General features: G+C 54.5%; 7 protein-coding genes. 4 read left to right on the top strand and 3 right to left on the bottom strand.

Annotated features, from left to right (window positions below):
• Both ACFE7X_RS24370 and ACFE7X_RS24375 read right to left on the bottom strand, forming a co-directional pair.
• The coding region (locus tag ACFE7X_RS24370) for an aconitase family protein (RefSeq protein ID WP_375438282.1) at positions 1-490 on the bottom strand (490 nt) is incomplete at its 3' end.
• 1 nt (position 491) lies between these two features.
• Positions 492-1,658 (bottom strand): 2-isopropylmalate synthase, encoded by a 1,167-nt coding sequence (locus ACFE7X_RS24375; RefSeq protein ID WP_375438283.1) that lies wholly within the window; start codon positions 1,656-1,658, stop codon positions 492-494.
• Between the two features lie 166 nt (positions 1,659-1,824).
• On the opposite strand from ACFE7X_RS24375, the gene ACFE7X_RS24380 reads away from it, so the two are divergent.
• Together ACFE7X_RS24380 and ACFE7X_RS24385 are read left to right on the top strand one after the other, a co-directional pair.
• Positions 1,825-3,369 (top strand): hypothetical protein, encoded by a 1,545-nt coding sequence (locus tag ACFE7X_RS24380; protein ID WP_375438284.1) that lies wholly within the window; start codon positions 1,825-1,827, stop codon positions 3,367-3,369.
• Between the two features lie 166 nt (positions 3,370-3,535).
• Positions 3,536-3,853, top strand: a complete 318-nt coding sequence (locus ACFE7X_RS24385) for a hypothetical protein (RefSeq protein ID WP_375438285.1) — start codon at positions 3,536-3,538, stop codon at positions 3,851-3,853.
• Between the two features lie 117 nt (positions 3,854-3,970).
• Here ACFE7X_RS24385 and ACFE7X_RS24390 read toward each other — a convergent pair whose 3' ends face one another.
• Positions 3,971-5,551 (bottom strand): M20/M25/M40 family metallo-hydrolase, encoded by a 1,581-nt coding sequence (locus ACFE7X_RS24390; RefSeq protein WP_375438286.1) that lies wholly within the window; start codon positions 5,549-5,551, stop codon positions 3,971-3,973.
• A 602-nt stretch (positions 5,552-6,153) separates the two neighbouring features.
• Here ACFE7X_RS24390 and ACFE7X_RS24395 point away from each other — a divergent pair.
• Both ACFE7X_RS24395 and ACFE7X_RS24400 read left to right on the top strand, forming a co-directional pair.
• Positions 6,154-9,315: a SusC/RagA family TonB-linked outer membrane protein gene (locus ACFE7X_RS24395; protein WP_375438287.1), complete on the top strand. Its 3,162-nt coding sequence runs from the start codon at positions 6,154-6,156 to the stop codon at positions 9,313-9,315.
• A 10-nt stretch (positions 9,316-9,325) separates the two neighbouring features.
• Positions 9,326-9,783: SusD/RagB family nutrient-binding outer membrane lipoprotein (locus ACFE7X_RS24400; protein WP_375438288.1), on the top strand; the 458-nt coding region annotated here is incomplete at its 3' end.

Raw genomic sequence — 9,783 nt, forward strand, 5'->3', positions numbered from 1 at the left:
TCGGGCGGCTCAGCAGCAAGCACTGCGTAGCCATTACCTGCGCCACCTGGCTGGTGCCAATACCAAACGCCACCGCGCCAAATGCGCCGTGCGTGGACGTATGACTGTCGCCGCACACGATGGTAGCGCCGGGCAGCGTAAGGCCCAATTCCGGCCCAATTACGTGCACGATGCCCTGGCGGGCGTGGCCCAAGCCGTAGAGCTCCACACCGTACTTCTCGCAGTTCGCAGTGAGTTTATCAACCTGTGAGCGGGACAGTGGCTCTTCGATGGGGAGATGCTGGTTGCGGGTCGGGACGTTGTGATCGGCGGTAGCCAGAATACGGTCGGGGCGGTACAGCGGCAGGTTGCGGGCTTCGAGTTCGTCGAACGCCTGCGGGCTGGTTACCTCATGAATCAGGTGCCGGTCGATGTACACGATATCCAAGCCGCCTGGCGCGGTGCGTACCACGTGCGCATCCCAAATTTTATCAAATAAGGACTTGGCCATGTTAGTTGACTGCTACCAGTTTTTCCTGTTCTACCAAGGCGTGCAAGTCCTCGTCCACCACTTCCCGCTTGCGGTCGGCTAGTTGAAGGAAGCAGGCGTAGGCTTTGTTGAGCGTGATTTTTTCGAAGTCATACCCGATTTTCTGGAGCCGATAGGCCAGCGCCGCGCGGCCCGAACGAGCCGTGAGCACAATAGTAGAATCGGCGACGCCCACTTCTTTGGGGTCGATGATTTCGTAGGTTTCGCGGTGCTTGATGATGCCGTCTTGGTGGATGCCGCTGGAATGCGAAAACGCATTGGCGCCCACAATGGCCTTGTTGGGCTGCACCGGCATGGTCATCAGATGCGACACCATGGCGGAAGTTTCGGCCAGCATGCGGGTGTTGATGCGGGTGTCGAGGTTGAGGTAGGGGTGCTGGCGCAAGATCATCACCACCTCCTCAAGGGCCGTGTTGCCGGCCCGCTCCCCTACCCCATTGATGGTGCATTCAATCTGGCGGGCGCCGTTCATCACGCCCGCAATGGAGTTGGCCGTAGCCAAGCCTAAGTCGTTGTGGCAGTGCGTAGAAAGGCGCACGTTTGCTATGCCCCGCACGTTTTCGTGGAGGAACTTGATTTTGGCGCCGTACTCTTGCGGCAAGCAGTAGCCCGTAGTGTCGGGGATGTTGAGGACGGTAGCTCCGGCTTTGATAGCCGCTTCGCAAATCCGAGCCAGAAACTCGTTATCGGTGCGGCCAGCGTCTTCGGCGTAGAATTCCACATCTTCCACGAAGCTTTTAGCAAGCTTTACCGCCGCTATAGCGCGCTTCAACACGTCTTCGCGGGTGGTGCAGAGCTTGTGCTGGATGTGCACGTCGGAAGTACCGATGCCGGTGTGGATGCGTGGGTAGCGGGCTTTTTGGAGGGCTTCAGCAGCCACGCGGATGTCGTTTTCCACAGCGCGAGACAAGCCGCATACCGTTGCTTCGCGGGTTTGGGCCGCTATGGCCTGTACGGCGGCAAAATCGCCGGGACTAGACACCGGAAAGCCAGCCTCAATTACATCGACGCCAAGTAGCTCTAGCTGTCGGGCAATAACAAGTTTCTCGTCTCTGTTTAGCTTGCAGCCCGGCACTTGTTCGCCGTCGCGGAGCGTTGTATCAAAGATTTGGATTTGCTGGTGTGCCATGCTAGAATAGCCTAGTGAAACCGGAACGAGGTATGGAATATGATTCTAAGTACCATGTTCTATCACCGCATGTAAACTGTTCTTTGATTGTTTCTACTATTTCCAACTTCTCTTTATATCAAACTAATATTCTATCTATCAGCGCATTACCGAATAATTTCTTACAATGCCCAACAAGAGCACAGAGCCCATTTTTCAGTTAATAAAGTCTCTAACCCGCTCCGAAAAGCGCCATTTCCGGCTTTTTACCAATCGGCAAGGTTCCTCGGAAGACCTGAAGTTTCTACAACTCTTCGATGCGCTGGAGGCGCTGGAAACCTATGACGAGGCCCAAATCCTGGTGCAAGTGCCGACGCTCAAGCGGGTGCAGCTCGCCAACCTGAAAGCCAACCTTTACAAGCAACTGCTCTCCAGCCTGCGCGTCTACCACGCCGGCCAAAACCCCGATATCCAACTCCACGAGCAGCTCGATTATGCCCGGGTGCTTTATAATAAGGGCTTCTACCAGCAGAGCCTGCGGATGCTGGAGAAAGTGAAGGTGGCCGCCCGGCAGGTGGAAATGCCGCACATCGTGCTGCTGGCCCTGGATTTCGAGAAGCTGATTGAAAGCCAGTACATCACACGCAGCCTAAAAGACCGCGCCGAACCTTTGGCTACCGAAGCCGTAGACACGGTGGAGCACCTAAGCAAGATACATGAGTTGTCTAATGCGTCGTTGCGGCTGTACGGGCTCTATCTGAAGGCCGGCCACGCCCGCAACCGCGCCGACCACGAGCAGATTACCCAGTTTTTTCGGGAGAATCTGCCGCCTTTCGAGGACAGCAAGGGCGGCTTCTTCGAGAAGCTGTATTACTACCAGGCGCACGTGTGGTACTACACGCTCAACCAGGATTTCCGGGCCTGCTACCGCTACGCGCAGAAGTGGGTGGATTTGTTTGAGTTGGCTCCGCACATGAAGGATTTGCAGGCGATGCTCTACATCAAAGGGCTACACAACCTGCTGGCCACGCTTTACAACATGCTGTACTACAGCAAGTTTATGGAGGTACTCAAGACACTGGAAGAGTTTGCCGCCAACCAAACCCGACGCAGCAGCCCCAACACCGAAATCCTGCTGTTCCAATACATCTACACCAATAAGATCAACGCCTACTTTCTGGAAGGCCGCTTCACTGAAGGCCTGGAAATCATCCCGGAACTGCTCGACAACCTAGAGCATTTCAAGTCGCAATTGGACATGCACCGCACGCTGGTGTTCTATTATAAAATAGCCAGCCTCTACTTCGGCAGCGGCCAGTACCATAAGGCCATTGAGTACCTGAATCTTATCATCCAACACAAAGACCTGAGCTTGCGCGAGGACTTGCAGTGCTTTGCCCGCATCCTCAACCTGATTGCGCACTACGAAGCCGGCGAAGATGCCAGCCTGGAATATCAGGTCCGGTCGGTGTACCGCTTCTTGGGCATGATGGACGACCAGCAGCCCATGCAGGTGGAGATATTCCGGTTTCTGCGCAACGTGGGCAACATCGAACCGCATCAGGTACGGGAGGCGTTCATGGCGCTCCGTGAGAAGCTGATCGTTATTGCCGCCAACCCGTTCGAAAGCCGGCCCTTCCTCTACCTGGACATTATTTCTTGGCTGGACAGCAAGATCACCAACACGCCGGTGCAGGAGGTAATGAAGCGCAAATTCTTACTGATGAAATAAGTCTTACTATCTGGCAGTCAAGCACCTCCCCGCACCTTTAGCTTTTCGACTAACGCAATGCTGGAACCGCCTGTTGGCTTCCAGAGAAAACCGTGGCAGCTTTGCACCCATCTACAGACAACCCTATTGAAAGCAGTAGCATCTTTATAGCATCAAGAGGGTTCCGATGTCCATAAGTAAACTGTTTACGTTCCTGGTTTTGCTGTTGCTCTTATCTACGAGCAGTTGGGCTCAGAGCCGACGAGCAGTTGATCCGTCCCGCCCCGATCCGCAGTACCAGGAAGTGAAAGTGAACGTCACGCTGCCCAAAGCCGTCAGCGTCATCCGCGACTACGGCAAGATTCTGCTCTCCCGCAACGGTGAGGAAAGCAAGCTAAACCGGCTAACCAACCGACTAAAAGGCAAAACCGAAAAGCCGGTTGTTGAGGTTACGGTGGATGTACCTAAGAACTGGGTTACTAGGAAGCTAGGGCTAGCAGAGTAGATTACATAAATCCGCTTTTTCCAGAAGACCGTCCTGCTAGATCTAGTTAGCCTTATTAAAAACGCCCCGCCAACTTCAAAAGTCAGCGGGGCGTTTTTCGTTGGGGGCGGCTACTACTTATTGGGCCTTAGCCGTGGCGGCGGGCAGCGGCTTGCGCGGCAGCTTTTGGTCGCGCATGGCGGCATTGTAAACGAAGGAAGCTACCACGACGGAAGCCTGCTTCAGGTCCTCGGGGATGAGACGGTCGTAGGTGTCCTGGTTGGTGTGGTGGGTGCGGGTGCCGTAATCAAGCGGGTCTTGGATGAACTGGAAGCCGGGCAGGCCCACGGCGTCGAACGAGAGGTGGTCGGTGCCGCCGGTGTTGCGGGGCGTGACGGTGGTGGCACCAAGGTCGGCGAAGGGCTGGAGCCAGGCCGTGAAGATGGGGGCTACGGCTTCGTTGCTTTGCTGGTAGATGCCGCGGATTTTACCGCCGCCGTTGTCGAGGTTGAAGTACGCGGCTAGCTTCTCGTGCTCGGGCAGCAGTTTCATAGTGGCAGGGTCGGCGAAGTGGTTTTTCACGTAGTTGCGCGAACCGAATAAACCTTGCTCCTCGGCGCTCCACAGCGCAATCCGGATAGTGCGGCGCGGCTTCAGGTTAGTGGCTTTTAGAATACGCACAGCTTCCATCATCACGGCGCAACCAGCAGCGTTGTCGGTGGCGCCGGTGGCGGCGTGCCAGGAGTCGAGGTGGCCGCCGAGCATAACCACTTCGCTTTTCAGCTTTTTATCGGTGCCCGGAATTTCCGCTATTACGTTGTAGCCTTTCAGGTCCTGGGTTTGGAAGCGGGTTTTGGTTTCCATCTCCACTTCCACCGGAATACCCGCTTCCACCAGCCGAATCACACGCAACTGGTCTTCGGGCGACATTTCTATTTCAGGCAGTACGGGCTTGGCATCGGGGGCGTAAGGCGCGCCGTTCGAGGTGAAGAACGTGCCTTGTGAACCGCCGCGGGTGCTGAGTACGGCGGCAGCGCCTTCGGCCATCATCATCTCACTCATCTTGGTGCGCAAGGCCAGCCGGGCGCGGTAGGTGGCCATCCGGTCGGCTTCGGAGGTGGCGGGGGTGCCGGCCGCCGCGGGGCGGGCAGGCGCGGCGCCGGCGGCCATAGCCTTCAGCTCCTCATCGGTGTAGCGCTTGGCATCGGGCTCGAAGCCTTCTTTAGGCGGCGTAGCTACTTCCAGCACCACTATTTTGTCGCGCAGTTGACCCTTATACTTGTCGAGTTCCGCTTCGGTGGTGGCCTTTACGTAGGCTACCTGCTTTTTGACGGTGCCACTCGTGCTGGGGGTCCAGGCTTTGGGGGCGCCGAGCATGGTGTGATAGTACGGAGCCGTCATGGCTACGTACGATTTCTCGATGTCCCACCCACGGCCGAAGTCGCCCCAGGGTTCGAGGTTGGCGTTGGCGAGGCCATATTGGGTGAGGCGGGTTTTGGTCCAGTCGTAGGCGCGCTTCAGGCCATCGGAACCAGCCAGGCGCGGACCACACACGTCGGTGAGGTAAAAGGCGGTTTCCATCACCTTGGAGCGGTTCATGCCCTCATCCTTGATTTTGCTGATAGCAGCTTGGTCTACCTTTTCGGTGGTTTGTTGGGCTAAAACAGGCGCGGCGAGAGCTAAGCTGCCAGCCAGGCTAAAGAGTCTTACTGTATTCATAGAAGGTTGTTTGTGAGAGAAGCTTAGGAAGCCAAAGTAGCAGCAATTACTGTTTCGTTGCGTTGGATTGTGCATTCTACCTATTTAAAACAGGATTGCAGCTTAGTTGGAGAATTTATGCTCTCTTAAACCTTGGCTGGAAGAGCAGTTGAAGTTGATTGTAAGCAGGATAAAGAGCCTCTGCTTTCGATAGGATTAAAGCAGGGTGTGTAGTCCTTCGTGCTATGCCAGCAAATTCAGCACTGCTAGCAAAATGCTTGTAACAAAAGAGGATTTCACCAGCAATTCGTCAACTTTTAGCCGAGCTCATCGAACTGCAACCGTTTGTTCAGAATCGAAACGCCTCATCAGAGCTTGCCCTCCGAATATTTTGCAAGAGCACCTATGTAAGTACATCAGTTGCACTATAGGCAGCAACTACTTTATTAATAATACAGCATTTATATGCCGTTATTTTTAATAAACACACAAATAAAAGGCCGTTCAATTACATTTTTTATAAATATGCAATGAGACTTAATTGTTAATTAATGGAACTCCTACTGTATACTTGTAAAGTTGGATGTTTTCAACACCGCTTGTCACTCACCAAAAACAAACACATGAAAGAAAAACTACTTCTAACTTCTGCTTTGACTATCAGCCTGTTGCAGCAGGGGGTGGCTCAGAGCAGAGCAGTTTCAGGGCGCGTCACGGACCAAGGTACTGGCCAAGGATTGCCTGGCGTTACGGTGTTAGCTAAAGGCACTACCACTGGGGTGTCAACTAATGCGGATGGGAGCTACTCGATTAGCGTTCCGGCCGGCGCTACAGTGCTTTCGTTTTCCTCGATTGGATACGGTGCCATCGAGCGGCCCATTGGCGACGCCGCTGTTATCAACGTAGGCTTGGGAGCTGATACCAAGCAGCTAGGAGAAGTAGTGGTGACGGGCGCGCTGGGCATTCAGCGGCAGGCCCGAGAAGTGGGTTACGCTACCTCAACGATTGACGCAAAGGAACTAAATCAAGCCCGCGTAACGAACGTCACGAACGGGTTGGCCGGCAAAGTATCAGGCTTGCAAATTCAGACGGTCAATAACGGTATCAACCCGAGCGTGCGCATCACGCTGCGTGGCACCCGCTCACTGACCGGCGAAAACCAGGCCCTCGTGGTAATTGATGGCGTGCAGACCACACAAGATGTTTTAACGGCACTCAACCCCGATGACATTGCCGACATCACCATCCTGAAAGGAGCCAACGCAGCGGCCCTATACGGTTCACAAGCAACCAACGGAGCTTTAATTATCACAACTAAAAAGGGCGGTACCACGCCTTCCGTTACCTTCTCGCACACCTCGCAGCTCGAGCAGATCAACTTCTGGCCGAAGTTTCAGAATGAATTCGGTCCGGGCTCCTCGGAATGGGTACAAGAATATACTACGTACGAAAACCAGCAATACGGCGACCGGTACGACGGTTCCGTGCGGGAGCTAGGGTACCGCACGGAAGCCGGGAACATCCAGACTATCGAGTACAAAGCGCGGCCGAATGAGCGCAAGGATTTTTTCAATACCGGCTACCAGATGCAGAACAACGTTTCGTTCTCGGGTGGTGACCAGGATACGAAGATCTTTGTATCGTATCAGAATGCGAAAAATAAAGGAGTCGTGCCGAAAGATCAGTACGACCGCAACACGTTCCGCGCCAATGCCTCGCGCCAAATGGGCAAGCTTTCGGCGGGCATGAACGTCTCGTTTGCGCAAGTCAAAGTAGATCAGACCACCGGGGGCATCTACGACCAATTGCTCAACACCTCGGCGCTGATTCCAATTACTCGGTATAAGGACTGGCGGAACGATGAATTCTCCAACCCCAATGGCTACTACAACGAGTATTTCGCCAACCCTTACTTCACCCTCGACAACAACCGCCGCAACATTCGCCAAAACACGTTGATTGGCAATATTGACTTGGGCTATAAAGTCACGGACTGGCTGTCGGTGCAATACCGCATTGGCCTTACCAGCATCAACCAAGACAATAAGAACTGGCAGGACAAGTTCACCTTCACGACTTACACGCTTGGCCGGCCCATTAATGCCCGGAGCAATATTGCTGGTGGCGTGACGGAATTGAACAGCTACGTGAATCGGCTCAACTCCGACTTGTTTATCAATATCGTGAAGCAAGTCGGGGATATCTCCGTGAAAGGCATCGTTGGCAACAACGTTCAGATGAACAACTCGCAGTTTCTGATTGCCACCGCCAACGCGCTATCGGTGCCCGGAGTCTTCAACGTGGGTACCAACCGGGTAGGCGAAGCCGCCGTGAGCCAGGGACGGTATCGGTATCGGCAGGGAGCGTTCTTCGGCGACTTGACTTTAGGTTACAAAGAGATGGTCTACCTGCACGGCTCGGCTCGTCAGGAAGAGGTTTCCGTGCTAAGCCCCGACAACCGCTCCTACTTCTACCCTAGCGTAGATGCCTCCGTGGTGCTGTCAGAAGCTATTCCAGCGTTGAAGTCAGTGGCTTTCTTTGATTATGGCAAGCTCCGCGGTGGCTACTCCAAAGTAGGTCAGGTAAACCTGAGTGGTACGCCTGCGGGTGTTGCTTCCAACTTTGGCGCTTACAGCTTGGAGCCGGTTTATAACCCTGGCAGCGGCTACCCTTTCGGGTCGGCGGCTTCTTATACGCTCAGCAACCAAACCATTGTTCCGAGTCTGAAACCTGAATTTACGCACTCTACGGAAGTAGGCACCGAATTGAGCTTCTTGAAGCAGCGGGTCAACTTTGCTGCTACGTACTATTATCAGCTCTCGATCAATCAAACCATCAACGCCAACATTGCCCCTTCCGGCGGCTTCACTAACTATCTGCTCAATGCAGGTAGAGTGCAGAACAATGGCGTGGAGCTGGACCTGAATGTGACGCCGGTAGAAGCTGCCAACGGCCTCACTTGGCGCGTGGGGGTCAACTACAACTACAATAACAACAAGGTTCTTAAAATTACAGATCAGGCCAAGCAGTTGCCGCTCACTACCGGGGGCAATGCGCAGGTATATGCCATTGAGGGCCAGCCTTATCCCGTGCTACAAGGCACCGACTACACCCGTGACAGTGAGGGCCGCGTGATTCTGACCTATCTGAACCTAGGCCCTAGTGCGGGCCTTCAGCGCCAGGGCTGGGTGCCTTCGCAGGCTGGCCAGCTAACCACTTTCGGCAATACGCTCCCGAAGCACAAATACGGCTTCAACACCAGTCTTACCTTCAAAGGAATTACGCTGGCCGCCCAGGCCGAATACCGCACGGGCTACTACGTGTACCACGGCATTGGCTCTACCATGGACTTCACGGGCGCTTCGGCCCGCAGCGCCTCCACGGGCCGCGAGCCCTTCGTTATGCCGAACTCTTCGATACTGGCTCCCGACGGTACGTACGTGGCCAACACCGAAAATCTGACGCCTGGCGGTGCCGAGTTTTGGGCCAACAGTTCTTACAACCGGAACATTGCGGCCAACTACGTCACGAAAGGCGACTTCTTCAAGCTCCGGGAGGTTTCGCTGAACTACAGCCTCCCAACTTCTTTGCTGGGTGATACGCGCTTCATTAAAGCTGTGACGCTCAATTTGTACGGCCGCAACTTGTATACCTGGGTCCCGAAGGAAAACCAGTATACCGACCCGGAATTCAGCTTCACGAGCGGCAACGGTATCGGCATCAACAACGCCGACCAGACTCCTCCGACCCGCTTCTACGGTGCTAGTTTGTCGGCCACTTTCTAATTCAACGGTAATGAAAAATACAAGTAAGTTTTTGGTGGCCCTGGCGCTTGTTTCCTTGTCGACCGGCTGCGACTCCTTTTACGATATCAACGAAAACCCGAACAGCCTGACGCCCAACGTGGTAGCACCAAATGCTGTGCTGGCGCAGGCGCTGAAAGTTACCGCTGATACCTACGGCCTCACCCTCAATACGTACGGCAGCTGGACTGCTGGCTACTGGGGCAAAACCGGCACCGTCAATGGCTACAACGAGGAACGCACGTACACCTACAGCAGCACCTACCAGCAAGGATTGTGGGGCGCCGTTTACGACAACCTGAAGGACTACGACAATATCGAGAAGAACGGGGCGGCGCAAGGCCTCGTTTATCTGTCGGCGATTGGCAAAATTATGAAGGTGCTGAACTATCAAGTGCTGGTAGATCAGTACGGTAATATCCCCTATTCGCAGTCGTTGCAGGCAGATGC

It is taken from the genome of uncultured Hymenobacter sp., from assembly GCF_964242765.1.
Lineage (GTDB): Bacteria > Bacteroidota > Bacteroidia > Cytophagales > Hymenobacteraceae > Hymenobacter.

What these genes read in the sequence shown, in the direction of transcription:
- ACFE7X_RS24395 (WP_375438287.1), top strand. Translation starts at nt 6,154, where the DNA reads ATGAAAGAAAAACTACTTCTAACTTCTGCTTTGACTATCAGCCTGTTG.
- ACFE7X_RS24390 (WP_375438286.1), bottom strand. Translation starts at nt 5,551, where the DNA reads ATGAATACAGTAAGACTCTTTAGCCTGGCTGGCAGCTTAGCTCTCGCC.
- ACFE7X_RS24375 (WP_375438283.1), bottom strand. Translation starts at nt 1,658, where the DNA reads ATGGCACACCAGCAAATCCAAATCTTTGATACAACGCTCCGCGACGGC.
- ACFE7X_RS24380 (WP_375438284.1), top strand. Translation starts at nt 1,825, where the DNA reads ATGCCCAACAAGAGCACAGAGCCCATTTTTCAGTTAATAAAGTCTCTA.
- ACFE7X_RS24385 (WP_375438285.1), top strand. Translation starts at nt 3,536, where the DNA reads ATGTCCATAAGTAAACTGTTTACGTTCCTGGTTTTGCTGTTGCTCTTA.